General features: G+C 30.7%; 31 protein-coding genes. 4 read left to right on the forward strand and 27 right to left on the reverse strand.

Going from position 1 to position 25,423, the window contains the following annotated elements:
- Positions 1–151: 151 nt before the first annotated feature.
- Positions 152–754, reverse strand: a complete 603-nt coding sequence (locus H7350_RS14420; RefSeq protein WP_204346624.1) for a hypothetical protein — start codon at positions 752–754, stop codon at positions 152–154.
- A 117-nt stretch (positions 755–871) separates the two neighbouring features.
- A complete protein-coding gene (locus H7350_RS14425) occupies positions 872–1,267 on the reverse strand; it encodes a winged helix-turn-helix transcriptional regulator (protein WP_204346625.1) in 396 nt (131 codons plus the stop codon).
- A 105-nt stretch (positions 1,268–1,372) separates the two neighbouring features.
- On the opposite strand from H7350_RS14425, the gene H7350_RS14430 reads away from it, so the two are divergent.
- Genes H7350_RS14430 through H7350_RS14445 form a run of 4 tightly spaced genes read left to right on the forward strand, consistent with a single transcriptional unit; the run spans position 1,373 to position 4,058 of the window.
- A complete protein-coding gene (locus H7350_RS14430; RefSeq protein ID WP_204346626.1) occupies positions 1,373–1,954 on the forward strand; it encodes an NAD(P)H-dependent oxidoreductase in 582 nt (193 codons plus the stop codon).
- A gap of 10 nt (positions 1,955–1,964) precedes the next feature.
- Positions 1,965–2,483 carry a redoxin domain-containing protein gene (locus H7350_RS14435; protein WP_188606517.1) on the forward strand — a complete coding sequence of 173 codons (519 nt, stop codon included), beginning with the start codon at positions 1,965–1,967 and terminating at the stop codon, positions 2,481–2,483.
- Between the two features lie 9 nt (positions 2,484–2,492).
- Positions 2,493–2,918 (forward strand): hotdog fold thioesterase, encoded by a 426-nt coding sequence (locus tag H7350_RS14440; RefSeq protein WP_188606516.1) that lies wholly within the window; start codon positions 2,493–2,495, stop codon positions 2,916–2,918.
- A 6-nt stretch (positions 2,919–2,924) separates the two neighbouring features.
- Positions 2,925–4,058 (forward strand): low temperature requirement protein A, encoded by a 1,134-nt coding sequence (locus H7350_RS14445; protein WP_204346627.1) that lies wholly within the window; start codon positions 2,925–2,927, stop codon positions 4,056–4,058.
- Between the two features lie 167 nt (positions 4,059–4,225).
- Here H7350_RS14445 and H7350_RS14450 read toward each other — a convergent pair whose 3' ends face one another.
- The 25 genes from H7350_RS14450 to H7350_RS14570 form a co-directional block, all read right to left on the reverse strand.
- The gene (locus H7350_RS14450; RefSeq protein WP_204346628.1) at positions 4,226–4,663 is read right to left on the reverse strand and encodes a c-type cytochrome; all 438 of its coding nucleotides are present in this window, start codon (positions 4,661–4,663) and stop codon (positions 4,226–4,228) included.
- The gene (locus H7350_RS14455) at positions 4,664–5,035 is read right to left on the reverse strand and encodes a hypothetical protein (protein ID WP_204346629.1); all 372 of its coding nucleotides are present in this window, start codon (positions 5,033–5,035) and stop codon (positions 4,664–4,666) included.
- A 235-nt stretch (positions 5,036–5,270) separates the two neighbouring features.
- A complete protein-coding gene (locus H7350_RS14460; RefSeq protein WP_204346630.1) occupies positions 5,271–5,948 on the reverse strand; it encodes a CPBP family intramembrane glutamic endopeptidase in 678 nt (225 codons plus the stop codon).
- A 175-nt stretch (positions 5,949–6,123) separates the two neighbouring features.
- Positions 6,124–6,741 (reverse strand): hypothetical protein, encoded by a 618-nt coding sequence (locus H7350_RS14465; protein ID WP_204346631.1) that lies wholly within the window; start codon positions 6,739–6,741, stop codon positions 6,124–6,126.
- A gap of 1,142 nt (positions 6,742–7,883) precedes the next feature.
- The gene (locus H7350_RS14470; RefSeq protein ID WP_204346632.1) at positions 7,884–8,204 is read right to left on the reverse strand and encodes a hypothetical protein; all 321 of its coding nucleotides are present in this window, start codon (positions 8,202–8,204) and stop codon (positions 7,884–7,886) included.
- 56 nt (positions 8,205–8,260) lie between these two features.
- On the reverse strand, positions 8,261–8,701 hold the full coding sequence (locus tag H7350_RS14475; protein WP_204346633.1) for a hypothetical protein: 441 nt from the start codon (positions 8,699–8,701) through the stop codon (positions 8,261–8,263).
- 148 nt (positions 8,702–8,849) lie between these two features.
- The gene (locus tag H7350_RS14480) at positions 8,850–9,413 is read right to left on the reverse strand and encodes a hypothetical protein (protein WP_204346634.1); all 564 of its coding nucleotides are present in this window, start codon (positions 9,411–9,413) and stop codon (positions 8,850–8,852) included.
- Positions 9,414–9,805: 392 nt separating this feature from the next.
- Positions 9,806–10,561 carry a DJ-1/PfpI family protein gene (locus H7350_RS14485; protein WP_204346635.1) on the reverse strand — a complete coding sequence of 252 codons (756 nt, stop codon included), beginning with the start codon at positions 10,559–10,561 and terminating at the stop codon, positions 9,806–9,808.
- A 167-nt stretch (positions 10,562–10,728) separates the two neighbouring features.
- Positions 10,729–11,142 (reverse strand): immunity 22 family protein, encoded by a 414-nt coding sequence (locus tag H7350_RS14490; RefSeq protein WP_052461130.1) that lies wholly within the window; start codon positions 11,140–11,142, stop codon positions 10,729–10,731.
- Between the two features lie 157 nt (positions 11,143–11,299).
- Positions 11,300–11,986, reverse strand: a complete 687-nt coding sequence (locus H7350_RS14495; protein WP_204346636.1) for a hypothetical protein — start codon at positions 11,984–11,986, stop codon at positions 11,300–11,302.
- 153 nt (positions 11,987–12,139) lie between these two features.
- Entirely contained in the window at positions 12,140–12,715 is a 576-nt protein-coding gene (locus H7350_RS14500) for a tetratricopeptide repeat protein (RefSeq protein WP_204346637.1), read from the reverse strand.
- A gap of 152 nt (positions 12,716–12,867) precedes the next feature.
- The gene (locus H7350_RS14505) at positions 12,868–13,584 is read right to left on the reverse strand and encodes a DUF6090 family protein (RefSeq protein ID WP_204346700.1); all 717 of its coding nucleotides are present in this window, start codon (positions 13,582–13,584) and stop codon (positions 12,868–12,870) included.
- Positions 13,585–13,750: 166 nt separating this feature from the next.
- Positions 13,751–14,110 (reverse strand): hypothetical protein, encoded by a 360-nt coding sequence (locus H7350_RS14510; protein WP_204346638.1) that lies wholly within the window; start codon positions 14,108–14,110, stop codon positions 13,751–13,753.
- A 13-nt stretch (positions 14,111–14,123) separates the two neighbouring features.
- Positions 14,124–14,432 (reverse strand): hypothetical protein, encoded by a 309-nt coding sequence (locus tag H7350_RS14515; RefSeq protein WP_204346639.1) that lies wholly within the window; start codon positions 14,430–14,432, stop codon positions 14,124–14,126.
- A 121-nt stretch (positions 14,433–14,553) separates the two neighbouring features.
- Positions 14,554–15,174 (reverse strand): hypothetical protein, encoded by a 621-nt coding sequence (locus tag H7350_RS14520; RefSeq protein ID WP_204346640.1) that lies wholly within the window; start codon positions 15,172–15,174, stop codon positions 14,554–14,556.
- A gap of 1,272 nt (positions 15,175–16,446) precedes the next feature.
- Entirely contained in the window at positions 16,447–17,178 is a 732-nt protein-coding gene (locus tag H7350_RS14525; RefSeq protein ID WP_204346641.1) for a phospholipase D family protein, read from the reverse strand.
- Between the two features lie 178 nt (positions 17,179–17,356).
- Complete coding sequence (locus tag H7350_RS14530; RefSeq protein ID WP_204346642.1) at positions 17,357–18,088, reverse strand: hypothetical protein; 732 nt, start codon at positions 18,086–18,088, stop codon at positions 17,357–17,359.
- Between the two features lie 156 nt (positions 18,089–18,244).
- Positions 18,245–18,772 carry a hypothetical protein gene (locus H7350_RS14535; protein ID WP_204346643.1) on the reverse strand — a complete coding sequence of 176 codons (528 nt, stop codon included), beginning with the start codon at positions 18,770–18,772 and terminating at the stop codon, positions 18,245–18,247.
- Positions 18,773–18,916: 144 nt separating this feature from the next.
- Positions 18,917–19,816, reverse strand: a complete 900-nt coding sequence (locus tag H7350_RS14540) for a hypothetical protein (RefSeq protein WP_204346644.1) — start codon at positions 19,814–19,816, stop codon at positions 18,917–18,919.
- A 684-nt stretch (positions 19,817–20,500) separates the two neighbouring features.
- The gene (locus tag H7350_RS14545; RefSeq protein WP_204346645.1) at positions 20,501–21,283 is read right to left on the reverse strand and encodes a DUF6090 family protein; all 783 of its coding nucleotides are present in this window, start codon (positions 21,281–21,283) and stop codon (positions 20,501–20,503) included.
- 139 nt (positions 21,284–21,422) lie between these two features.
- Positions 21,423–21,929, reverse strand: coding sequence for a hypothetical protein (locus H7350_RS14550; protein WP_204346646.1), 507 nt, complete (start codon positions 21,927–21,929; stop codon positions 21,423–21,425).
- Positions 21,930–22,084: 155 nt separating this feature from the next.
- Positions 22,085–22,714 carry a hypothetical protein gene (locus H7350_RS14555; protein WP_204346647.1) on the reverse strand — a complete coding sequence of 210 codons (630 nt, stop codon included), beginning with the start codon at positions 22,712–22,714 and terminating at the stop codon, positions 22,085–22,087.
- Positions 22,715–22,859: 145 nt separating this feature from the next.
- A complete protein-coding gene (locus tag H7350_RS14560) occupies positions 22,860–23,282 on the reverse strand; it encodes a hypothetical protein (RefSeq protein ID WP_204346648.1) in 423 nt (140 codons plus the stop codon).
- Positions 23,283–23,431: 149 nt separating this feature from the next.
- On the reverse strand, positions 23,432–23,896 hold the full coding sequence (locus H7350_RS14565) for a DUF6985 domain-containing protein (RefSeq protein ID WP_204346649.1): 465 nt from the start codon (positions 23,894–23,896) through the stop codon (positions 23,432–23,434).
- A gap of 666 nt (positions 23,897–24,562) precedes the next feature.
- The gene (locus H7350_RS14570) at positions 24,563–25,405 is read right to left on the reverse strand and encodes a hypothetical protein (protein ID WP_204346650.1); all 843 of its coding nucleotides are present in this window, start codon (positions 25,403–25,405) and stop codon (positions 24,563–24,565) included.
- Positions 25,406–25,423: the final 18 nt, after the last annotated feature.

The raw sequence follows: 25,423 nt of genomic DNA on the forward strand, positions 1-25,423 counted from the left end.
ATGAAGCACAACGTATTTGTGTATGGTTTCGTTGTGTTGGCTAGGTCTAAATTAGTAAAAGAAAACTGACTAAAGGAAAATTCCGCAGGAATTTTCCGAGTACACACGAACCGAACAATGAATTATACACGTTGTTATGTTTTGTTAAAACTTAATGCCTTAAACTTTCTATATTTGAGAATTCCATTAATTTGTAACACGCTTTTCTAAAGCTACCATCATATGGAACTTCTCTAGCGACAATATGGTGTCTTTCTTTTTTTTCTTTAGATTTTGGCTCATAACCTTCAAGTAAAAAACCATAGCCATCTAAATACTGTCCAGTAGGATAAGCTATCATTGCCAAATTCCAAAAATATGAACCATTAATATGCTTTTTAAATTCACTGTATTGTTCTTTAGAAATAGCAATAGTTTTTTCAGATACAGAATTTTTTATTTCATTCGCATCGTAGGATTTCACAATTAACCTAAAATTATCTTGACTCAATTTTTCAATTCTGAAAAGCCTGTTCTTTCCAAATGAATCTAGAAAATCAAACCTATAGCATTCGTAATCCGAATCAGTTAATTTTGGTTCTTTTAGAGAATCATGAAATTTACTCACCCATTGAATAATTTCAGTACTGTCTTTTTGAAATTCCGATAGAGTTATTTCAGATTCTGAGTTAATTGATTCAGTTTTTTCAGATCTAGAATTGCAGCCTATTAGTAAAGCGAAAATTATTAAATAAAGTATCTCTAAGTTTCTCATGTTTTAATTAAACATAACGGTTTTGTATATGAAAAGTAGCGGATTTTACTCACGGACTTTTCGGTTTGGTACTGCCTTAAATTTATAAAATTCATTTTCGATTAAGCACTTAAACCGCTATTTTTTATATACGTTGTTGTACGCTGGCTTTTTTCCATTTTCTATTATTCTACATTGTTCAAATTCCATTTCGGGATAAGCTTCATTTGCCCAATCACTTAATTGTCTTAATACAGGCAAAAGACCAATTGCTTTTTCAGTCAATGAGTATTCAACTCTCGGTGGAATTTCAGCAAACGACTGCCTCAAAAGCAAACCATCACTTTCTAATTCTTTCAGTTGATTAGTCAGCACCTTTTTTGAGATTGTAGGAATAAGTGTATTTAACATTCCAAATCGCATAGAACCATTAGATAGTAGATAGAGAATTATGGGTTTCCATTTATTACCAATGATGTTCATCGTATGCACAAGGGAACAAGCATTTGGATTGTCTATATATTTTCTTGCCATTAGTTACTTTTTGGTTACCACTATTTGTTCAAATGAAAATATAATAGTTTCTTTTTTAAACTAATATTAGTTTCTTTGTGAAACAAATATAATCAAAATTTTAAAATGAAAAATATTTTTATAATCAACGGTCATCAGAAATATCCATTTTCTGAAGGAAAATTAAACGCAAGTTTAACTGAAAAAGCAGAAGATTACTTTAAAAGTAATGGCTATAATATCAAGAAAACTAAAATGGAAGATAATTATGATGTCAATGAAGAAATTGAAAAATTTAAATGGGCAGATGTTGTCTTTTTTCAAACACCTTTAAATTGGATGGGTGTAAGCTGGTCATTCAAAAAATACATTGATGAAGTATTTTCGATGGGTATGATGGGCGTAATGTCTAATGGTGATGGTAGAAGTAAGGAAGCACCAAAGATGAATTACGGATTAGGTGGAAAGTTAAAGGGAAAGTATATGATGTCAGTAACGGCTAATGCGCCAAAAGAAGCATTTAACAATCCAGAGGAAACTTTTTTTAATGGAATGAGTGAAGATGACCTTTTAAAACCAATGCATCTTAATTTTAAGTGGTTTGGTTTTGAACAATTGCCAACATTTATGGCATATGATGTAATGAAAAATCCAGAAATAGAGAATGATTTTAATCGTTTTGAAAATCATTTAAAAGCAAACTTTTAAAGTATTAATTATGAATAGACCAACACCAAAACATACAGCACCAGATTTACAGTTTCCATTATTGGATGGAAATCAATGGAATTTAGCAGACCAAAAACCAGACAACTTTACATTAGTTGTTTTTTACCGTGGGCTACATTGTCCTATTTGTAAAAAGTATTTACAACAGTTACAAGAATTGTTACCACAATTTCAGCAAAGAGGTGTTAATGTCGTAGCAGTAAGTATGGATACTGAAAAGAGAGCAAGACTTTCTCGTCAAAAGTGGGAATTACCTAATCTTACTTTGGGATATGAGTTATCAGAATCCACAGCAAGAGATTGGGCTTTGTATTTAAGTGCAGGCGTAAAAGATGGAGAGCCAAGTGAGTTTAGTGAACCAGGATTATTTTTAATTGACAATAATAATCAAGTTTATTATTCTTCTATAAACAGTAACCCTTGGGGAAGACCATATTTACCATCTTTTGTAAAAGCAGTAGATTACATTATTACAGCAGATTATCCAGCTCGTGGAGAAATGTTATAACTTTACATTATGGATGCAACAACAAAAGAAAGACTGATTCGTCTTGCTGAAGACGATATTCCTATTCATAAATATTTTGGATTAAAAGTAGATACCATTGAAAAAGATTTTATAAGAGTAAAAGTCCCTTTTAGAAAGGATTTAGTTGGAGATATCCGTACCAATCATTGGCACGGTGGAATTATTGCTACAATTTTAGATTCTGTTGGTGGTGCAATTGGTATAGCCAATTTTGATTCAGCAGAAGACAAGCTGTCAACAATAGATTTGCGAGTGGATTATTTAAGATTTGCAGATGGAAAAGATTTAATTTTTGAAGGAAAGTTGGTCAGAATGGGAAACCGAATTATGGTAACCAAAATGAAAGCTTTACAGGAGAATATATTAATAGCAGAAGGTAAAGGAGTGTATAATTTTATACGTGCAAAAAAATAATTTCTATTGAAGAAAACATTCAAATATTTAGTTCAAAATAGGCATGCCACATGGTTGGAGCTTTTTTTTGATTTGGTTTTTGTGTCCAGTATAGGTATTGTTACGCATCAACTTGCACATACGCATCACAATCATATAGACCCTAAACAAATTTGGATGTTTCCTCTTCAATTCCTATCTATTTGGTGGATTTGGACGCTACATACCTTATTCGCTAATCGTTTTGATACAGATAGTAGGTACCATAGAATTTCAAGTTTAGCCATCATGTTTTTAATGATAACAATGACTGCCTTTTTAGGCAGTGATTTATTTGAAAACTATGGGTTGTTTATTGGCTTTTATGCAGTTATTCAAATAATTATTGCGGGCTTGTATATTAATTCTACTAAAGCACTTAATGAGTCAAAAGAGTATGCTAATAAATGCGGTTTAATAATTATTATTGGAACAATTATTACGGGTATTTCATTTCTCTTCCCTGATCCTTATAGAGAAATTACTTTAGTTTTAGGAATCGTCTTTGAAATGATAGCTTTTATTCTTGTAAGCAAAAACAAGAATGTACCTCCAGTACATAAAGAGCATTTAGTTGAAAGAATTGGTCTTCTTTCCATTATACTTTTAGGTGAATCTATTATTAGTTTAACAACAGCCTTAAGAGATATTAATTGGGATGCATTGAGTGTCATTGCTGCCGTTACTGGATTTATAATGATAGGATTAATCTGGTGGATTTATTATGATAGCTTTCATGTAATGGAAAGATTAAAAGCAATGAAGAATGGTTTTACTCTTATTTATTCTCACTTCTTTCTTGCTATGGGATTTGTAATATTAGCTAATGTCATCAGACATGCTATTTTGAATGATTTAAACCAAAACGATTTTAGGGTACTAGCAATAGTAGGAATGTGTTTCTTTTATGTAGGAAAACAAACCATATATTTTAAATTTTTACCACCTTTCAGAAAACCAATAGTTATCAATACACTTATTTGTGTTTTTATAACAGTGGGTTCAACGTTTCTTCCAAAAATTGAATATGCACTTATCGGAGTAACAATTGGAATGTTATACTACACAATAGGGAATTTTAAGTTTACATTGACAAAGGACGTGTCGAGATTTTTGGATTAATAATGATTTGAAATCGTTTTTCAGCTTGCGTACAACGTGTTGTGTATGGCTAGTTGCGTTGGTTAGGTCTAATTTAGTAAAAGAAAACGAACCAGAGGAAAATCCGAAGGATTTTCCGAGTACACACAGATTAGCAATTAGTTATACACGTTGTTGTACGCAGTTTTCTACTTTAAATATTCGATAATTTGGTTTAATTCTTCATCTGAGTATTTGAAATTGTGACTATTACCCATGTTTCCGTAATTTTCTTTAATAGCAATTGCAAAATTGTCTTTTACTAAAATTAATGAATCTTGTTTGGTCAGATACAGTTTAAAATATTCAATTTCCATTTCTTCAAGAGCGTTATCTAAATTATAATGCAACTGACTTTTTCCAGGGTGACACATATTGCAGTCCGTTTGGAAAATTTCCTTACCAGCTAGGAACCCAAGAGAAAGTTTCTCTTCTTTGACTTTAATTTGCTGGTTTTTAGTTGACTTTTCATCAAATTCCGTAAATCCATTTTTATTGATTATGAATATGAAAAATACAACTAGCAGAATCAGAATTATACTGGAGATGGCGGCAATCCGAAGTATGATTTTTTTTGTGTTAATCATTCAGAGTTCAGTTTTTATTAAGTCCCGTGCGTTTTTAATTCCGCAACCAATTACAAAAATTCGAGTTCTCCAATCATTCATTCCTCCATAGGGAATTTTGTCAGTCCAATATTCAATTCCACGTTTTTTGAGTTCGGTTAATATTTGCTCGACTTCTGTGTCAGATTTATACATTCCAATATAATTCCGATTTGCGTGTTCGTCTGCTTTTATTGCTTTCAGAGCATATTGAACAGCGTTTTTCTCGGTAGCAAAGTATTCCAAAATACTTTTTTCTCCACGTTCTGTATAATACCATTGGTAAAGTCCACCATTATTTTCAAGTCCACGACCTTCATAAATAGTATTTCCATTTATGCTATAACTATTCATTGGATAGCAATTTTCTTTCAGCCATTTTTCCAATTCAATAATTGTCTCTATTTGCGATTCAGTTTCGTGCATTCTCAAATTGCGTACAACGGTTTTGTGTATGGCTAGTTGCGTTGGCGAGAACTAAGTTAGTAAAAAGGAAACGAACCAATAGGAAAATCCGCTAGGATTTTCCGAGTACACACAGACCAAGCAATTGGTTATACACGTTGTTAGGCACTGGCTTTTATTCAACTCAGACAATGTAAACCATTATATTCCAAAACATATGAAAAACAATTGATGGTCCAATTGATTCCGATTTATAATATAAAATTCCAGATATTATTCCTCCAAATATTGTCAAATAGAATAAATGCCAATCTTGATTTGAGGATTCCAATATCAAATTCATATAAGGCGAATGAATTAAAGCAAACAATAGAGAAGCCAATAAAATTGCAATTATTTTATTTAGTTTTTTCTGTAAATTATTCTGGATATATTCTCTAAAGAACAATTCTTCTCCGATAGGAATCATTAGGATAGCAGAAATCATATTTATATTCTTGAATTTTGGCAAGCCATCAAATCTATAAGCAATATAGTATTCAGTTCCGAATAATAAGTTGTAAATCTGTTTTAAAGGTGTTTGCATAAATACAAATGAAATACCCAATATTAGAGCAAATAAATACCATTTTCGATGAGTTTTTTTAATAAGATTTTTGAAAGTCCGTTTTCTTACAAAATAGATAAAAATCAAAACTCCAATTAATTGTAAAGTTCCTTGAATTAAGAAATAATATTTGTAGTGGCTTTCGAATCCAATTGTTTCTGCTATAAGAGACCAAGAACCGATAAGTTCAATTCCAATGAGATAGAGTAGAGTAGCCAAAATGGCTTTTAGAATGCTTATCAATTCGTTATTCAATATCAATGGTTTTTTCAGCTTGTGCCTAACGTATTTGTGTATGATTTCGTTGTGTTGGCTAGGTCTAAATTAATAAAAGAAAACAGACCAGAGGAAAATTCCGCAGGAATTTTCCGAGTACAAACAGAACGAACAATGAATTATACACGTTGTTGTGAGCTGGACTTTTTTCTTATTAATCATTTATTTTTGAGAAATCGAAATTCTTAACACTATCCAATAATCCGCTTATTCTGTTCAAATTTACTTCAATATTGCTATTCCAATCTCTCATTAAAAAGCCAGAATTTGTTTTGGCTAGTAAATGAAATACAAATTTGTAATTATCAATAATTTCAAATTGTCCTTTTATACTCTCTAAAAAAAAGATTGGTATTACAACTGTATTTCCATCATTTTTGGATTTAATAAGTCCTTTTCTTTCATCTTGTAATTTTTTAATCAATTCCACATATTGAGTAATTCCTTTTTTTAATTTTGACACAAGCAAATAAAGAAATACTTGCCCAAGTTCTGTACTTAAACAAACTCTTTTTTCCTCAATTTTAACAAGTTTAGAATCAAGATAAGTATCACCAAAAGGATACGCATTTATGTATTCTTCGGTATAAATGTCTCTATAACTTAATTCAGTAAACCTTTTTAGTTGTTCAAGATGCTTATCTCTTACGATATAATGTTTAGGATTATAGCATCTATAAAAACCGTCGTTATAATATGTTTGATTTTCATAAAATCTTTTTGTTAATACTTGATAGGGAATTGATAATCTATCATATTCTTCTGAAGTCATAATGTTTCTTGGTTTAGTCGTCTTGCTTACAACGGCTTCGTGTTATGATATGTTGCGTTGGTAAGGAACTAAGTTAATAAAAAGTCACGAACCAGAGGAAAATCCGTAGGATTTTCCGAGTAGGCTAGAAGGAGCAATATATTATACACGTTGTTGCCTACAGTAGCTTTTGATTTTTTCGATGAAAACTTCAAGTTAGATATTCCGTTTTTATTATTCCTTCACAATTTTGATTCCGCAAACATGATTAAATTCTGAGGAGTTTGTGATTCCACGTTTGAGTAAATAATTCCACAACGAGCATAATTCCGCAAGAGTGATTTTCCACGTCCAGTTCCGTTTTTTGTAACGTTAATAAATTCCACAAACTTGCTCAAATTCCGTCTAGTTTGTCATTCCACATTTGAGTTGAAATTCAGCGTATTTTATTCCGAAATATCCTTTGTTTTTTTAATTCCGAACTGTTTGCGTCTGAGTCGATTCCGCTATTGTTGGCAACGTATTGTGTATGATTTCGTGCGATAGAAAATCGATAGATTTTCCGTTGCCTCGAAATTATAGATTAAATATAAGAATTAAAAATTGAAGCAATTTTTAAGCATGAATTATACACGCTGTTAGCCACTTTAGGGCAACACGAACCATTGGATGTGAAAAAGAAAGCTGATTATCACATGCAACCGAATCATAAATGCTTTGATGAATTTGGCAGATACACCCAAGAACCCGTTACAATCATAAAAAGGTACAGGTCACACTCAAGCATTTAGGTTGCAACATTGTTTTAAATACAGACACCTTTTTTGGAAAAGAACGATTCATAACGCACCACTAAAATTTGGCAAGTATGTATAAGATTCCGACAAGTTTGAAAAATACACGAACCACAGAGCGTTTGGTTCTTCAAAAAAGGATAGAAGGGAAGTTGTTTAAATCAAATCCGGAACATTTGTGCTAGAAACTACTTTAGATAAAACACCAGAATTTTGCTCATGCACTATTGTTGCTAACGTATTTGTGTATGGCTAGTTGCGTTGGGTAGGTCTAATTTAGTAAAAGAAAACGAACCAGAGGAAAATCCGTAGGATTTTCCGAGTACACACAGAATAGCAATTAGTTATACACGGTGTTGTACAACGTTTTTATTCCATTTCCCATTGTTCTAAATCTTCTACTGGATTTGGTAATCTACCATCTAACCATTTCATTAATGTTCCAGGTTTAAATTCCTTGTCCTTTGTCTCAATTATCCAAGATAAAAAGTCTTCTGGTCCGCCATTCATATAAGGTGCAGGTGAGACTGGGTAAAAAACGGTTGGTAATCTTTCATTAATCGAAAGGTAATTGACGACACAACCTAATTCTTGAACTACATTCCAAGCTAATTGATTTGTTATGTCAAGTTGAAATTTCACCCACCAAAATCCTTCATCATCCGAACCGAATGAAATAGGTTTTGTCATTGAAGGTATTTTTTCTAAATATTCTATTAATGTCTTAAAAGCTCTTTCGTCCAATGTTATATTTCGATTAGTGTGTTTTTTCGTAAGCAAAATTCTCCTTTTAACTTACAAACTATTAAGTCTCCAAATGTCAAATCAATTTTTTCGTTTTTCTTAGGAAGAAAAGAATTGTCAAAAGGTGTATTGATCTTTGGAAAAATCCATTTTATGATTCGAGTGACAATAAGAAACGGTAAAGTCAAAAGTCCGATTAAAGCATTACTTCCATTAAATAATACTCCTTCACTTTCAAAATGCTGGCTGTAATCAAACTTGTCAAAATTCAGATTATTCTTTGTTACAAATTCCTCTAATAAAAAATAATTGTCACCTCCCCAAAGTCCTAAATCTTCGGCTATTTTTGTGTTCAGTCCGTTTACATTATCTCCAGAAGCATTTTCAAGGAAGTCTTTAACCTCCTTATATACTTTTCTTAATTGATTAAATTCAACTTTCATTTAGATTAATGTTGTACAACGTATTTGTGTATGGCTCGTTGCGTTGGTTAGGTCTAATTTAGTAAAAGAAAACGAGCCAGAGGAAAATCCGAAGGATTTTCCGAGTACACACAGAATAGCAATTGGCTATACACGTTGTTGGCTGTAGTTAATCATCGTTTATTTTAATTTTTAAATCATCCATAGCAGATAATCCTTGTAAAAGTTTGTCGTAAATAGATAAGGCATCATTTTTTATTTCATCTTTTGTCATTGAACCATAATCGTACCCTTCGACATGACCTGTCAAATCAGAAAGAAATCCTCCTTGTTGCTCTTGATATTCAATTATTAAAAAAATATCGCTTCTTTCTTTATTTAGGAATAAACTGAGTTCTTTTGATCGAGATAGTAAGCTCCTAAGCCTTAATTCTAAAATTTTGAGATGCATTCGAGCTTCTTCATCATTAACAATTTCATAATCTTTAAGTTTCATGTAATTCATAAATACTCTTCTTGCATTAAGATATGCTGTTAAATCATTTTGAAGGTAATTTATCTCTCTTATAATCTTATCTTTATTTTCATCTTTAAAAATACTTTTTAACTCTGAATTCAACTTTTTTATGAATGTGGTAATTTCAGTAATATAATCACTCTCTTGAGCGGTTGAAATATTGATATTTGTTAAAAAAATCGTAAAAAATAGAATAATCTTAATCTTTGTTTTCATTTTTTTTGCTTTTCTTAAGGATTAGCGTAAGGCCAAGTATCATCAAAATTAAAGGTAATATTAGAATTTCTATTTCTACTAGATTGATATCTCTACCTCCTATGATTTCACGAATTACATCATATCGCTTATAAAAAAAATATAGACTCATTATTAGAAATATAATTCCCCCAATTTTCAAGTTTTTCAGTAATTCCATTTTATATTATTTACTAATTGTTCTATCATTTTTATATTGAGTTTTTAATTACAGCCAACGGCTTCGTGTAATGATGTGTTGCGTTGGTAAGGAACTAAGTTAGTAAAAAGTCACGAACCAGAGGAAAATCCGTAGGATTTTCCGAGTAGGCTAGTGGTAGCAATGCATTATACACGTTGTTGCCCACAGTACATTATTTTTTCCAGTTTTGAAGTCGGTCGAGATACAAATAACTCTCTACAAATTTTCTATGTTCTGAATTGGTCATTTTATCCAATAGATTCAATGCTGAAATATAGCTTGCCAAATTTCCATTTGACGAACTAAATTTTCCATCTTCTACAAAAGTTATCAAGCTATCATTCTGTACTTTTAAATTCGGATAATCTTTTTGTAGCTGTTCTCCGCCACCAATCCAAGTAACGATTTTATGTCCATCTGCAATTCCAGATTTTCCGATTAATTGAGCTCCAGCACAATTACTCACAACATATTCAGTTTCTTTATTTTTCTTTTTTATGAAGTTTACTATTTTTTCGTTGTTAACTTGTGCATACATATCATAAGCACTTGGCACAAAAAGAGCAGTTAATTTTGGACAATTTTTAAATGTAAAATCAGGCAAAATTTTAATTCCTTCTTCGGTTGTGATTGGTTTTTCAGTTTCTGCAATTGTGATTACATTAAAAATTTGTTTTCCGCTTTCGGTTGGTTTTGCGAAAACATCTGAAGTAGCAATTACTTCGCTTTGTAAAACTCCGTTATACATCAAAAGTCCGATTGTTGGCAATTCAGATTTGAATGATTTTATGTGCTTCGTTAGAGTATCAGATTCTATTTCTGTTTGATTTATATTCTCTTTTTCGAAATTGTTTTTCGATTTTTCAGAGTTACAACTAATCAGAATGGTTGCGAAAATTATTGCTGTTAAAACTCTAAATATTGTCATTTCGTTCTGTTTTTCTAGTATTGTGGGCAACGGTTTTGTGTATGGTTAGTTGCGTGGTTAAGGAACTAAGTTAGTAAACAAAAACGAACGCGAGAAAATTCCGAAGGAATTTTCCAAATAAGCACTTGCCAAAGCAATTAATTATACACGTTGTTGGCAAATCGTTTTTATTTCGGTTCATATTCTTTTCGAAAAACGAATTCAATTGGTTTGTTATTCATTTTCATTCCGTTGTATTCGAATAGCATTTCATTTGTTGAGTGTTCTCCATTTTCTCCAAATAAGAACGAAATCGAATTCCGATTTGTTAAATCTCTATTTTTTAATTCCGCAATAAGTTCATCGAAAAAATATTCAGAGTCGAGTAAGTCATCTTTGTGTTCGACCAGATTTTCCAAAGTCAGTTTTTTAAACCACCAACTTTCCATAAAATCCTCATCATAATATTCCAATTCAGCATCTTTTCCGAATTCAGATTCAGGTTCATCTTCGTTTTCATAATCAAAATTCAGATAGTTTTTGTAGAGTTTGTTTTCTGATTCAAAAGTTCCAATCCAAATGCAAATTATCTTTTTAGTCATCGATTCTCAAATGTTTGCCAACGTATTTGTGTATGGTTTCGTTGTGTTGGCTAGGTCTAAATTAGTAAAAGAAAACTGACTAAAGGAAAATTCCGCAGGAATTTTCCGAGTACACACAAACCAAACAATGAATTATACACGTTGTTGTGCATAGTAATTACTTAGAAATAGTTCTAAGTTTAATATCACTATTATTATAAATAGTTGCTTTGTTTTTTATCAAATCAAAGAAAAAAGTATAGTCATTTGTTTTTCCAATAAACACAAAATTCTCATCAGAAACTATTTTTTTGTCATCTATAACTATTGAATAAGTTTTACCAATTTTTCTCTCAAGAATAAGGCTTTGATCAAATTTAGCTTGTCCATATGCATAAAAAAATAGAGTTGGAATTAAAAGATAATATTTAGTTAAAGTACCATATTGTGTAGAAAAATTGACATATACTCCAAATATTACAAGAACACCTAATATACAAATGAAATATACTATCCAATTTATAAAATAAATGGCTAGAAAATTAGAAATGCTAATAACCGCAAAACTCATAATAAGGAAGGAAACATAAAATTTTTTGATTTTCTTTTTCTTTTCTTGATCACTTAAAACTTTTTTTTTAATGTTTACAAAATCATCAATAAAGTAGAGAATAAAAGTGAAAGATATGGCTATAGCATAACTATAAATATCATCAACAAATGAAAATGTAAATTCAGATAAATTCATATAATCAATTATGTTTACATGAAATTTGTTATAAAATGTAATCAGCTTTATTGCACTTGAAAATATTATTAACAAAGATAAAATAGGAATTACACTTTTTATTTTCTCTAGATTCATGGATGGTTTTATTATGCACAACGTGTTGTGTATGATTTCGTTGTGTTGGCTAGGACTAAATTAGTAAAAGAAAACTGACCAGAGGAAAATTCCACAGGAATTTTCCGAGTACACACGAACCGAACAATGAATTATACACGTTGTTGTAAGTAGTTAAAACCCACAATCTGAATTCAAATAGTTTGGAATTCGTTCAACAACTATACCAAGTTCTATTCCTTTTTTTAAGTCTTTACAAGCTAATTCGTCATTGCCAATTTGATTATATGCGATTGCTCGGTTTAAGTAAGTTGATGGTTCTAATGGTATTATTTGAATAGCTTTAGTTAAATCAACAATTGCATTCTTATATTGTTCTATGTGAACATAAGCAATTCCACGATTATTTAAGGCTGCATAATATTCACTATCAATATTTAAACATTTAGTAAAATTGGCAATGGATTTCTCTGGTAAACCTGACTGAAAATAAGTTACACCTCTATTGAGATAGATTGAAAGCATCGGACCATATTTTTTTTCTGCTTCATCAAATTTATCAATCGCCTTTTCAAATGACCCATTTTCTTTTAGACTTATAGCTTTTTGAAGAATCGGATATTTTTTTCTATCAAAACCTCCAGTTATTTCATCCTTCGTAATTTGATTTACGTTTCCGAATTCAGTTTCTTTTTCTTTACAATTAGAGAGAGTTAGCAAAATAATCAAAAAAAATGCCTTAATTTTCATTCAGAGTTTTTATTACTTACAACGGCCTCGGCTATGAGTAGTTGCGTGGTTTAGCGTTAAACTTAGCAAGTACACACCAAGTTAAAAATCCGAAAGGATTTTCAGAAGTAGGTGAGAACAAGCAATTACTTATAGCCATTGTTGTGCTTTCGTTATTTATCTATTCGTTCATTAATTAATTTCCTTATATTTTCCAATTCTACTATACCATATTCCAAAATCGGTATATAATTATTATATAATTTGTGGTAACTACTAATTACATAATGCCTATATTCTTGACTATTTACAAAATAATCTTGTAGCTCCTTACTGCTATTATCTTTTGTTATTGTTTTACTTATCCATTCGGGATACCAACTGTAATTGTCTCTAAATGAATTTATAACTAACCAAATTTCATCAGAAATTTCTTTCTCCATAGTATTAATGACTGTTCCAGTATCATATATTTCAATCAAATACAATGATAGACTATCTTTAGAAGCAATTGATTTTAAGCGTTCAACACCGCCTTTATTCATATTAGTCGCTGTAATTCTGTTCATTAATCGAGACAAACCGTCGTCCAATAAATCTATAGTTCTAGTATCTGAAATAACAGCATCGTAAACGGGTTTTATAGAATTGTAATATTTGATAACGTTTGAAAATTCGTCAATGTCATTATCTAAATCGAGTACAATCTGCTTATAAATATCAGTAATTTCAGCTTGTTGCTTTCTATTTTCATTCCAATTGTTGATTTGTAATGCTATTAAAATTCCAATAACGACAAGCACAATTTCTCCTAGGGCATATTTAAAATACTTTCCAGTTTTTCCCTCTGAAAGTAAATTTTGTCTAATTTTTCTAAAGAATTTTATCATTGGTTAGTGGTTTCTGATAATGAAGCACAACGGATTTGTGTATGGTTAGTTGCGTTGGCAAAAACTAAGTTAGTAAAAGAAAACGAACCAATAGGAAAATCCGCTAGGATTTTCCGAGTACACACAAACCAAGCAATTAATTATACACGTTGTTGGCGGTAGTTTTTTATATTTCTAATGCTTTTACTCCAGATTTTTCCCAAAGCCGCTCAAATTCATTTTTATCGATAGGTTTGCCATTAAAATCCTCAAACTTCATATTCGTATCACACCAAAATCCATAATTCCGCTCGTCAGGTCCAGCAAAAACCGGATTTTCATTTTCGTCCAATGCAATTTCCCTCCAAGGTGAAAGCTCTCCGTCAGTTTCTAAAAATTCAATTAACCAACTTTTTACCAAATACATTTTATTTTTATAGTCAGGATTTGATTTTGGAATAAAAAACAAAATTCCGCTAATGAGCTTTTCTTTCCAGCTTTTTTCCATTGGCCAATTAGTTGCTTTTTTTGTTTTCAGATATTTCATTCAATTCAGACCTTTATTCGTCATTGGCAATATGCTTCTTCAATTCCGCGAGAATTTTTAAGATTTCAGAATCCAATTCTATTTCTTTATAAGAACCAATTTCTTCAAAATCAACACCGAAGTACTCAAGGTTTTTCTTAACCTTATTTTTAATGTTTTCATCAGGCTCCAAGTTGATTAATCCGCTCAGAAATCTTTTCTCAATGGAGTCATATTTGTCTTTTGGTGCTCCACTTGAAATCAAAGCTAATGGATCCCAATTCACCACAGTTTGGTGAACTATTTCGGCTAGTTCTATATAATACTTATCTCTATGGTTCATTTAAATTACCGCCAACGTATTTGTGTATGGCTAGTTGCGTTGGCGAGAACTAAGTTAATAAAAGAAAACTAACCAGTAGGAAAATCCGCTAGGATTTTCCGAGTACACACAGATCAAGCAATTAGTTATAAACGTTGTTGGCAGTAGGATTTTGTTCAGGTTTAATCAATATTTCATTCAGGAAATCTTTTTCAAGTTCCAATATACTTTGCTGTCTAAATTTTAAATAAGTTACAATTCCTTTATGTGGTAAATCATCAAAATAATAGTCCAAATGTTTAGCTTCGTATCCATTTATTGCAAATACGCTATATGCTCCAGCTTTAGCACGTATTCTATTCTTTGTTTGATTGTTATTTGCTAATTTTAAAAGCTCTTTTTCGTACAATTCCGTTTTCTTTATATATTCAGTTCCCTTATCGGAATATCTACCATTGGTAAAAAAAGGATTAACATTATTTTCAGCGTACTGCTTTTCAATTCCGTTCAAATATTTTAAATAATCTTTCGTGAGTTTATCGTATTTCTGAATTTTAATTAAACTTAAACTGTCATAATCGTTTCTTAAAATTTTTGCGTGAATATCATCCATCAGAAATATAATAGATTGATCAGTTTTCGTGCTTAAAATCCCAAACATTCCATCAATATCTTTTCCAAAGATTGAGTTAGATTCCGTTTTTTGATTTGAATTACAGGAAGTGATTATAATTAATAAAAGAAAGGTTATAATGTATCTCATAGGTTTCTTCATCTTACTGCCAACGGCTTCGTGTTATGATGTGTTGCGTTGTTAAGGAACTAAGTTAGTAAAAAGTCACTAACCAAAGGAAAATCCGTAGGATTTTCCGAGTAAGCTATTAACAGCAATATATTATACACGTTGTTACAATCAAGTAGCGACCCAATTGAGTAAGCAGATCCTGCTTATCGATACAGATGAGAAAAATTAAATAAATAAAAAGCTAAACGCAAGTTTTGCTTTTACCACTTAGTAGCGAAAAGTGTTTTATAAAAACGCTTTGTAGCTTTTCAGATAAATTTAAAAGCCAGAACAGTTTTTCTGAATTTAGTTACTTAAAATTCAAAAAAAAAATAAGGCTGATTTTTTCTTCATGATTTAGATTTTTACTTCATAAAGCTTTAAAAATCTGTTACATAAAAAGACATAGTTTTAAGATTAAACTCTTTTTACAGGATAGTAACAATATAACTTTTCGATAGAGTAAGTAATTCCGATAATCACATCAACTACTTTTCAAGGACAAATATTACAAGCTTAGTATTCGGAGTTTGAGTAAGAGAAAATTACAGGATTAGAGAAGTTTACTTTTCTGCTCGATTTTTCTTGGAGCTATTTGTTGTAACGTATTGTGTATGATTTCGTGCGATAGAAAATCGATAGATTTTCCGTTGCCTCGAAATTATAGATTAAATATAAGAATTAAAAATTGAAGCAATTTTTAAGCATGAATTATACACGCTGTTAGCCACTTTAGGGCAACACGAACCATTGGATGTGAAAAAGAAAGCTGATTATCACATGCAACCGAATCAGAAATGCTTTGGCGAATTTGGCAGATACACCCAAGAACCCTTTACGATCATAAAAAAGTACAGGTCACACTTAAGCATTTAGGTTGCAACATTGATTTAAAGACAGACACCTTTTTTGGAAAAGAACGATTCATAACGCACCACTAAAATTTGGCAAGTATGTATAAGATTCCGATAAGTTTGAAAAATACACGAACCACAGAGCGTTTGGTTCTTCAAAAAAGGATAGAAGAGAAGTTGTTTAAATCAAATCCGGAACATTTGTGCTAGAAACTACTTTAGATAAAACACCAGAATTTTGCTCATGCACTATTGTTGCTAACGTATTTGTATATGATTAGTTGTGTTGGCTGGAACTAAATTAGTAAAAGAAAACGAACCAGAGGAAAATCCGTAGGATTTTCCGAGTACACACAGACCGAACAATTAATTATATACGGTGTTGTAAACAGTTTTTTTATTCGGTTATGTGTTTTGCTATATTCTCTGGCCAAACAACAAATTGTCCATATTGTCCATTTTTTTCAATTCCTCCAGTTTCTTTTCCGCGTTTTGTTGTGATCCAATCGTCCTCCTTTTTATACATCAGTTTATTTTCGGTAAACCAATTATTAACTTTTCGGCTGCTCAATCCAGTTAGTTTTGATAACTCTTTTGTAGTTAATAATTTAGATTTTGAATAGTCCTTATTTTCTTGGACTTTTTTAATTTTTTCTTCAGTTTTCAGTTCAATTTCTTTATCTACTTTTTTGACAGAAATTCGTATTTCTTCACTAATTGTTAAAAGTCTTTGAACTTCGTTATAAATGTCATTGTATAAATCTGCATCTTTTTCTTTTGTGACGTGAATTCCCATTTCATCATTATTCTGTTGTGAAAAAGAATATAAATTCATTGAAGTTACAATCGCTTCATTTTCGTTCAAATAACACTTTGCGTGAAGAGAATTACAGAGGCTTGTTCTAATTCCTATTTGACTCTCCAACCAATTGCTTTCAGCAACTTGTAATTTGTTTTCTCGGTAAATAATTCGAATGTCTTTTTTTTGGATGTTTAAATTCTCCAAATGATCTTTAATTCGTTTATGAAATTGAAGATATGGACTAATTAAAATTAATCGGTCACTTGTGTTTTTGATTAATTCTTCTAAATGATATGAAACACCTGTCGTGTTTAAAAATTTTGCCATTTTTTATTTCAGTTTGTAGTTTGTTTTAAATTGTTTACAACGTATTTGTGTATGGTTTCGTTGTGTTGGCTAGGACTAAATTAGTAAAAGAAAACTGACCAGAGGAAAATTCCGCAGGAATTTTCCGAGTACACACAGAACGAACAATGAATTATACACGTTGTTGGCAGTAGTTCTTTTAAATAGGCAGTACAGTTATATTTAATAATGGTCCATCACTATTTTTGTAATCAGAACTAGGTGTAAAGGCATTGATATATAGTGTTGTGCTTTTTCCTACCAATATATTTTCTACTGTAAAGTTAAATCTGTTTGATTTTTGCTTTATTTTAAAACCATTGAGAGTGAATATTTCATATTCAATTTCTCTATCTTTGGGATCATTTGCTTCTATGAATAATTCATATTCATCACCAACTCTAAGAATTGGTTTTTCCCAACTGTCTGATTTACTCCAAATATTTCCAAGATTATCATTTATTCTAGTTACTTCAATAAAGAAATCACTTTTCATTTCGTTTTTGTTATGATAGATTGTAATTAAATTTTTAAGGTCTGTTAAGATTCCTTCAAGCAATAAATTTTGACTTAAAGTTAAATTTCTGCCATGTGCTACTGTGTTTCTATAGTTTTCTATTTCTTTAAAAAAAACGTCAAACCTCTTTTTGTCTTTTAAAATCGGTAAAAACAACTCCCAATTTTTGTCGATAACAGTTTTTATGTCGTAAAAGTCAGAAAAATAGATAAGTCTATTTTCAAATTGGATGCCTTTGTTTTTTTTTAAATCAATTTCTCTTTTTTCTTTCCATTTATCAATCCTATCCGAAGGAACTTTATAATCTGTAGAATCTTTCGAACCAATTAAGGAGATTATTAATCTTCTAAGAATATTTTCAAATTCGTTTATCATTTTCTCAAATTACTGCCAACGTGTTGTGTATGATTTCGTTGTGTTGGCTAGGTCTAAATTAGTAAAAGAAAACGAACCATAGGAAAATTCCGCAGGAATTTTCCGAGTACACACGAACCAAACAATGAATTATACACGTTGTTAGCTGTAGTGTTTTTAATTCAGAGAATATTGTTTTTTCCGTTTCGTTCTTTTTTCAGAGTTTACTTTTCGACCTTTATTATTATAAAAACTCACTTTTAATAATTCGTTATCAGAGTCATATTCATAAAGTTTAGTATTAATAAATTTCATATCGAACATAGTTTGTTTTACAAGGTTTCCAGAATTGTCATATTCGTTAATAGATAAATACCATATTCTTCCAGAAGAATCTTCATTCTTTGCCACAATCATTCTTCCGTTAGCCTCATATATTTCAGTCCTAGGTCCAGTAAATCCAAGTGAACTTCTTGGGTTTATATTAATCCTTTTAACAAGTTTTTTTTCTTTATCAAAATATCTAGTCATTACTAAAAAATTCGAACCGTATGTTGTATCTTTTTTTTCCGATGTAAGAATTCGCTCAGAATATTTTTCAATTATTTGATTCGATTTCTCAATTAAAATTTTTTCACTGAAAGTTTCTTGACAAAAAATAATATTGCCAATTATTAAAATTGATATGAGAATAATATTTTTCATTAATTACAGCTAACGTGTTTGTGTATGGTTAGTTACGTAGGCAAGGTCTAAATTAGTAAAAGAAAACGAACCATTAGGGAAATCCGTAGGATTTTCCGAGTACAAGCTGTACTAGTAATTAGCTATACACGGTGTTGTGTGTAGTTATTTATTTAATTTAATATTGTTACTTTTTAAATATTCATCTAATTGATTGGAAATTGTTTTTGGCATATATTTCCAAGATAAATTATCTAATTCTAGACTTCTCCAAATAAATCTTTCCGATCCATAAAATTTTTCTCCAGTAATGAAGTCAGAATAATTAAAATCAACAATCATATATCCTTGTTTCAAATCATTTTTGCTATAATATGATTGACTCACTGGTACTGTGAAAAGTAATTTCTTTCCTTTAGGCAGGTCTGATGTCCCATGTAAGTCTTCTGTTATAAAACTGTGACTTGTTATACTATTATTTTGATTTACATTGAAATACGTGATTTTTAAATCAAAATTTTTCGCGACTCGATTTCCTGTATTAGTAAAAAATATACTGATTTGATATGTTCTGTCTTTTATTTCCCAATCAACCTTATCCAAAATATTTACTAATGGTACTGCTTGTTTAATTTTTAATTCTTCTTGTTTATATATTTTGCTAATTCGAGAATTTAACTCATTGAAATTATCTAAAATATTATTTCTAGTGTTTATCGAATTTATGGTCTTTGAGTTGAGTGAATCTAATTTAGTATTTAAACTATCAATTCTAGCCAATTTTGTTTCCATTTCTAGAGCGCTTATTTCTACTCTAGAAACTATTTTTTCCGTATTATCAAGAGTTTTATTTATTGTAGAATCTCTTTCTCCTTGTTGATTAATTTCTCTTACTATGTGCACAATAGTAAAAAGTAAACCAAGAATTGAAAACACTATAAAAGCGATACCTCTTTTATGAAACTTAAATTTTCTTTTTTTCTTTATCCATAAATCACCAGTAAATGGAATAATGGTTAATATAGCTGTAAATATTATAATTGAAATTTCGAAAAAATAATCCATTTATGAAATTATAGTTGATTTGGTTTTTAATTACACACAACGTATTGTGTATGATTTCGTGCGATAGAAAATCGATAGATTTTCCGTTGCTTCGAAATTATAGATTAAATATAAGAATTAAAAATTGAAGCAATTTTTAAGCATGAATTATACACGCTGTTAGCCACTTTAGGGCAACAGGAACCATTGGAGGTGAAAAAGAAAACTGATTATCACATGCAACCGAATCAGAAATGCTTTGGTGAATTTGGCAGATACACCCAAGAACCCGTTGCGTTCATAAAAAAGTACAGGTCATACTCAAGCATTTAGGTTGCAACATTGTTTTAAATACAGACACCTTTTTTGGAAAAGAACGATTCATAACGCACCACTAAAATTTGGCAAGTATGTATAAGATTCCGACAACTTTATAAAGGTACACGAACCACAGAGCGTTTGGTTCTTCAAAAAAGGATAGAAGGGAAGTTGTTTAAATCAAATCCGAAACATTTATGCTTGAACCTACTTTAGGTAAAACACCAGAATTTTGCTCATGCACTATTGTTGCTAACGGTCTAGTGTATGATTTCGTTGCGTGTTTAAGCACTAAAGTTAGTAAATAATTACAGATAGAAAATTCCAGCAGAATTTTCGTAAGTAAGCCTTTACTAGCAATGAATTATACACATTGTTGTGCTTTCGTTATTTTTCTTGTTTTAAATAAGCATCAATAGCCTTAATTGTCTTTAGTCCTTCTTTGTGTAGTAACAGTCGCACTTTATGATTCAGTAAAATGTTAGCTTTTGTCAAGCCAAAATTATCGGAAATTATTTTCTTTTGGTCTTCATCTAGGTTTATCAAAGAATTATAATATTTATAAAATGATTTTTCATTCGAGTTTACTTTCCACCTTTCTGGCATCGCAAGGTCTGTTCCAGAACCTGTTTCGAATAAAGGATAAATATTACCATTATATTTTAAGATGGAATTATTGTGTACGCTCTCTTCTTTTATTACTTCATCAAATAATCTATAGTAATATTGAATACTATTCCTTAAAGAATCTGAAGTAATGAGTCCTGTTTTACCAGACGATTTCATGTCATCAAAAACTATATTTTTACCTTCAAACCAATGGATTCCAAAAGCATTACCTGACTTTGAGAGTAATAAAGTAGGGTCTGTGGCTATTGAATCTGACTGGAAATAACGTCCCAAATAAGTAAAAGCATCTAATCGAATAGTATCCCCTTGAAAAAGCTTTTCTAGTTCTGCTAAGTCCTGCTTAATATCTAATTGTATTCTAGCAAGGTATTTCTTTTCATCACCTTTGTCATTTTTTATATCATTAAGATTATTTAATTGCAAGGCAATAAGAATACCAATTACAACAAGAATAACTTCTCCAATAGCATAAATGAAATAATTACTGAGTTTATTTTCAGTTAATAGTTTTTGTCTAATTTTTCTAAATAATTTTATCATTGGTTGGCGGTTTCTGATAATGAAGCACAACGGCTTCGTGTTATGATGTGTTGCGTTGGTGAGGAACTAAGTTAATAAAAAGTCACGAACCAAAGGAAAATCCGTAGGATTTTCCGAGTAGGCTAGAAGAAGCAATATATTATACACGTTGTTGGCAACTGGCTTTTACTTTTTCAAATTCCGATTGTTTATTCGTACCGAAAATCAGTTTGTCTCCATTAAGAATAAATCTATTTGGGTTTATTTCCTCAATTTGATTCCAAAATCTTTTGGTGTCAGCCAATTTTAGTTCTTTTCGATATTCACTTAATTCAGTTGAAAATCCACCGTAATTGACAAAAATTTCCATTGTTTTGAATCTTTGCTTGTTGTCAAAAATTAGCCATTGATCATAAATGTCAAATAGTGAGTTTTGAGATAATTCAAATTCAGTCATCTTATCGAAATAAGCAATTTCATTTTCATAAATCCAACCTCTTTTTAATTCAGATTCTGTTGGTAGGAACGAATCGCAGTCGAATGAAATAACTGAAAGACACTTGTCAATAATAAATTCAGGGAATTCAGAAATCAATGAATTCATATTGTAATGTTTGGATAATATTTCAATCCAATAATATTCATTGTATTTTCCTGAGGCTATCATTTTTTTAGCTTGTTGCCAACGTATTTGTGTATGGTTTCGTTGTGTTGGCTAGGTCTAAATTAGTAAAAGAAAACTGATCAGAGGAAAATTCCGCAGGAATTTTCCGAGTACACACGAACCAAACAATGAATAATACACGGTGTTGTAAAACGTATTTATTTATTCATAAGTTGAGTAGCTTCCCAAACATACTCTTTTCCAAATTCTCCAAAGTAGCTTATATAATCTCCATCTTTAGAAATTACTACAAAACTCTTACAAGGATAATGATGTTCAAAAAACAACCTTTCAACGGTTCCTTTTGGGTCGTTATACCAGTTTAAAATTCCATTATATTTTTCAAGTCCATCGTTGACTTTATAAATGTATAATGGTTTAATTTTAGCTACTTGATTTAAGCCTTCTTCCAATTGTTCGTGCCAATTTGCAATCCACTCTTTATTTGTTGTTCCGCTACTATTACAAGGGTCTTTTCCTGGATAATAAATTATAGCAATAGGCTTTTTTGAATCCAATTCACGATTCGTTGTATTTTCAAGTAATAATTCCAAACTGTTTCTATCATTTATTTTCCCACGCTTTTCTCTTAATGTCAATTTTTTGTGATTGGCAGAATCTCCGGGAATATCCAATAGTTTATTTGTGGAACGAATTCGATTAAATTTTGATTTACTTATTTCAACACTGTTTTCATCAAAATATTTGGTCTTATCACTTCCGATTTTTGTGGTAGAACAAGAGTATATTAAAGCTCCAAATATTAATGTCAGCAGGATTTTTTTCATATGTTTTACAACGTATTTGTGTATGGCTAGTTGCGTTGGCGAGAACTAAGTTAATAAAAGAAAACTAACCAGTAGGAAAATCCGCTAGGATTTTCCGAGTACACACAAACCAAGCAATTAATTATACACGGTGTTGGCAACAGTTTTACCATTCAGCAATCCATTTTTCTTTTTCCGAAAAAGTGTTATTAATAAATTCAATCATTTCTTTCCCACCAAAAGAGATTGCTTCTCCAATTCCTGTGAATACGATTGAGACATTAATAATCCAATTAAGATTTGATTCTATTAAAGTCACGTTCGTAAAATCCGAAATATCAAATTCATTAAAGTCAATTATTTCAAAGTTCTCATTTTCATCTAACATATATACTTTCTCAAATTGTTTTATTCGACCATTAATTTTATTATAATCGTTCAGGTCAAAAATCTCTAATGGCATATAAACACATTTCTTGTTGTTAGATTTTTCAGAAATAGCAATTGGAATATCATTTAATAATGAATTTTCCTCAAAATTCCACTTATTCGAAATTTCAGTTAGTATTTGTTTTTTTAGTTCTTGCATTTAATTGTTGCCAACGGTTTTGTGTATGATTAGTTGCGTGTTTAAGCAACTAATTTAGTAAACAAAAACGAACGCGAGAAAATTCCGAAGGAATTTTCCAAGTATGCAATCGCCCAAGCAATTAATTATACACGTTGTTAGCATTAGTTTTAGTAATGTAAATCCCAAGAACCAAATTCGATAAATTGATTCTTATTCATCACAGCGCAAAATCCGTGTTCATCATTCCAACTACAATCTCCTTTAAACATAACATAAGATGTTCCATTGATATGTTTATTAGAAATGATAATGTCATCTATCGAAACTTCTTTTTTTAAATCCAAAGGCTCTTTTATAACAGGTAACAATTCTGCATAATCTTTATACTTACTTAAAACTTCTTTGTTATAACTATCAATTATTCCGAGAACCATTTTGTCAAAAATCTCTTTTTCGTTTTCAACTAAATAATTCAGAGCATTTTTTTGTTCAATTGTCGGTTTTTCGAAAAGAGTATGAAAGTCAACTCTAATCAATGCTTTTGGTTCTCTTAGTTTTTCAAAATCTTCAAGTGAATTCAGTTTTAAATCACAATAATAAATATCCTCTTTTTCTGAATAATCGATTTTCATGAGTTTTGGTAATTAATGCTAACGTATTGTGTATGATTTCGTGCGATAGAAAATCGATAGATTTTCCGTTGCCTCGAAATTATAGATTAAATATAAGAATTAAAAATTGAAGCAATTTTTAAGCATGAATTATACACGCTGTTAGCCACTTTAGGGCAACACGAACCATTGGATGTTAAAAAGAAAACTGATTATCACATGCAACCGAATCAGAAATGCTTTGATGAATTTGGCAGATACACCCAAGAACCCGTTGCGTTTATAAAAAAAGTACAGGTCACACTCAAGCATTTAGGTTGCACATTGTTTTAAATACAGACACCTTTTTTGGAAAAGAACGATTCATAACGCTTCACTAAAATATGGCAAGTATGTATAAGATTCCGACAACTTTATAAAGGTACACGAACCACAGAGCGTTTGGTTCTTCAAAAAAGGATAGAAGGGAAGTTGTTTAAATCAAATCCGAAACATTTGTGCTAGAACCTACTTTAGATAAAATACCGAAATTTTGCTCATGCACTATTGTTGCTAACGTATTTGTGTATGGTTAGTTGCGTGGTTAAGCACGTAATTTAGCAAATAAATCACAGATAGAATATTCCGCAGGAATGTTCGTAAGTCGGCAGTGACCAAGCAATTAATTATACACGGTGTTGCCCACAGTTATTTTTCGGGTGTAAGTTTAAATTCTGTTCTTTTCTTTCCACCCATTCCCATCATTGATAAGTTTGTGTCGACTTCCATTATTCCGTCATATTCAAACCAAAAACCTTTATTTAGCGAGAATAGTCCAGTTGCTTTGTGTGATATTTTCATATAGGTTTCTTTATCACTTTCTCCAGCAAACATAGTCATAAGTCCATTTCCAAAATCGCCCGAAACATATTCTTCGATATCGTACTTAATTACTGCAATTTTATCTCCGTTTTGCTCTATTATTTTTTCCAATCGAACTTTATTTTTTCTGTATAAAGTGTCAGCAACGAAATTTTGGTCCATTGAAATTAAATCGACTTTTAAACTCCATTCATCTCCAACTTTAATCGGTTCTTTTGGAAGCTCAAATAGAATTGCAATCAGATTGGTTTGAGAGCTCTTATAATAAAAGCTTAATAATTCTCCTTCCGTACTTACTTTGCCTCTTAAAACCACGTTTCCGTTCATTTTTGCCATTCCAGAGAACAGAGTTTCAGTTGTATCTGTCTTATCTGCTTTGAGAAACATCGCAATGTCTATATTACCATTCTTGTCAGGATAGAGTTTTGTTTCGTATTTTAAATTTGCCGTTTGTTCTTGCATTTTTTTGAAAAAATCATTCGCTTTCCCTCCAAAAAGAGTGTCAGTTTGTTTTTCACTTTTACTTTCCTCTTGTGGAACCATTATATCTTTCATAACGGTTTTATAGGTCAGCGTATCAGATATTTTCCACTTCAAATCAACAATTTCCTTTTGCTGGGCATTTACTGAAAATGCGATAAATAAAAATGGTAGTAGTAGTCTTTTCATAATTGTGGGCAACGTATT

Source organism: Psychroserpens algicola (genome assembly GCF_014526325.1).
Classification (GTDB): Bacteria; Bacteroidota; Bacteroidia; order Flavobacteriales; family Flavobacteriaceae; genus Psychroserpens; species Psychroserpens algicola.

Bases quoted from the DNA above. Each gene is read 5' to 3' on its own strand.
- H7350_RS14545 (WP_204346645.1), bottom strand. From the start codon at position 21,283: ATGATAAAATTATTTAGAAAAATTAGACAAAAACTATTAACTGAAAAT.
- H7350_RS14455 (WP_204346629.1), bottom strand. From the start codon at position 5,035: ATGAATAGTTATAGCATAAATGGAAATACTATTTATGAAGGTCGTGGA.
- H7350_RS14565 (WP_204346649.1), bottom strand. From the start codon at position 23,896: ATGAAAATCGATTATTCAGAAAAAGAGGATATTTATTATTGTGATTTA.
- H7350_RS14450 (WP_204346628.1), bottom strand. From the start codon at position 4,663: ATGATTAACACAAAAAAAATCATACTTCGGATTGCCGCCATCTCCAGT.
- H7350_RS14425 (WP_204346625.1), bottom strand. From the start codon at position 1,267: ATGGCAAGAAAATATATAGACAATCCAAATGCTTGTTCCCTTGTGCAT.
- H7350_RS14500 (WP_204346637.1), bottom strand. From the start codon at position 12,715: ATGAAAATTAAGGCATTTTTTTTGATTATTTTGCTAACTCTCTCTAAT.
- H7350_RS14430 (WP_204346626.1), top strand. From the start codon at position 1,373: ATGAAAAATATTTTTATAATCAACGGTCATCAGAAATATCCATTTTCT.
- H7350_RS14465 (WP_204346631.1), bottom strand. From the start codon at position 6,741: ATGACTTCAGAAGAATATGATAGATTATCAATTCCCTATCAAGTATTA.
- H7350_RS14570 (WP_204346650.1), bottom strand. From the start codon at position 25,405: ATGAAAAGACTACTACTACCATTTTTATTTATCGCATTTTCAGTAAAT.
- H7350_RS14440 (WP_188606516.1), top strand. From the start codon at position 2,493: ATGGATGCAACAACAAAAGAAAGACTGATTCGTCTTGCTGAAGACGAT.
- H7350_RS14530 (WP_204346642.1), bottom strand. From the start codon at position 18,088: ATGATAAACGAATTTGAAAATATTCTTAGAAGATTAATAATCTCCTTA.
- H7350_RS14435 (WP_188606517.1), top strand. From the start codon at position 1,965: ATGAATAGACCAACACCAAAACATACAGCACCAGATTTACAGTTTCCA.
- H7350_RS14520 (WP_204346640.1), bottom strand. From the start codon at position 15,174: ATGAGATACATTATAACCTTTCTTTTATTAATTATAATCACTTCCTGT.
- H7350_RS14550 (WP_204346646.1), bottom strand. From the start codon at position 21,929: ATGATAGCCTCAGGAAAATACAATGAATATTATTGGATTGAAATATTA.
- H7350_RS14475 (WP_204346633.1), bottom strand. From the start codon at position 8,701: ATGAAAGTTGAATTTAATCAATTAAGAAAAGTATATAAGGAGGTTAAA.
- H7350_RS14525 (WP_204346641.1), bottom strand. From the start codon at position 17,178: ATGGCAAAATTTTTAAACACGACAGGTGTTTCATATCATTTAGAAGAA.
- H7350_RS14485 (WP_204346635.1), bottom strand. From the start codon at position 10,561: ATGACAATATTTAGAGTTTTAACAGCAATAATTTTCGCAACCATTCTG.
- H7350_RS14535 (WP_204346643.1), bottom strand. From the start codon at position 18,772: ATGAAAAATATTATTCTCATATCAATTTTAATAATTGGCAATATTATT.
- H7350_RS14470 (WP_204346632.1), bottom strand. From the start codon at position 8,204: ATGACAAAACCTATTTCATTCGGTTCGGATGATGAAGGATTTTGGTGG.
- H7350_RS14505 (WP_204346700.1), bottom strand. From the start codon at position 13,584: ATGATAAAATTCTTTAGAAAAATTAGACAAAATTTACTTTCAGAGGGA.
- H7350_RS14490 (WP_052461130.1), bottom strand. From the start codon at position 11,142: ATGACTAAAAAGATAATTTGCATTTGGATTGGAACTTTTGAATCAGAA.
- H7350_RS14555 (WP_204346647.1), bottom strand. From the start codon at position 22,714: ATGAAAAAAATCCTGCTGACATTAATATTTGGAGCTTTAATATACTCT.
- H7350_RS14495 (WP_204346636.1), bottom strand. From the start codon at position 11,986: ATGAATCTAGAGAAAATAAAAAGTGTAATTCCTATTTTATCTTTGTTA.
- H7350_RS14515 (WP_204346639.1), bottom strand. From the start codon at position 14,432: ATGAACCATAGAGATAAGTATTATATAGAACTAGCCGAAATAGTTCAC.
- H7350_RS14480 (WP_204346634.1), bottom strand. From the start codon at position 9,413: ATGAAAACAAAGATTAAGATTATTCTATTTTTTACGATTTTTTTAACA.
- H7350_RS14560 (WP_204346648.1), bottom strand. From the start codon at position 23,282: ATGCAAGAACTAAAAAAACAAATACTAACTGAAATTTCGAATAAGTGG.
- H7350_RS14540 (WP_204346644.1), bottom strand. From the start codon at position 19,816: ATGGATTATTTTTTCGAAATTTCAATTATAATATTTACAGCTATATTA.
- H7350_RS14510 (WP_204346638.1), bottom strand. From the start codon at position 14,110: ATGAAATATCTGAAAACAAAAAAAGCAACTAATTGGCCAATGGAAAAA.
- H7350_RS14420 (WP_204346624.1), bottom strand. From the start codon at position 754: ATGAGAAACTTAGAGATACTTTATTTAATAATTTTCGCTTTACTAATA.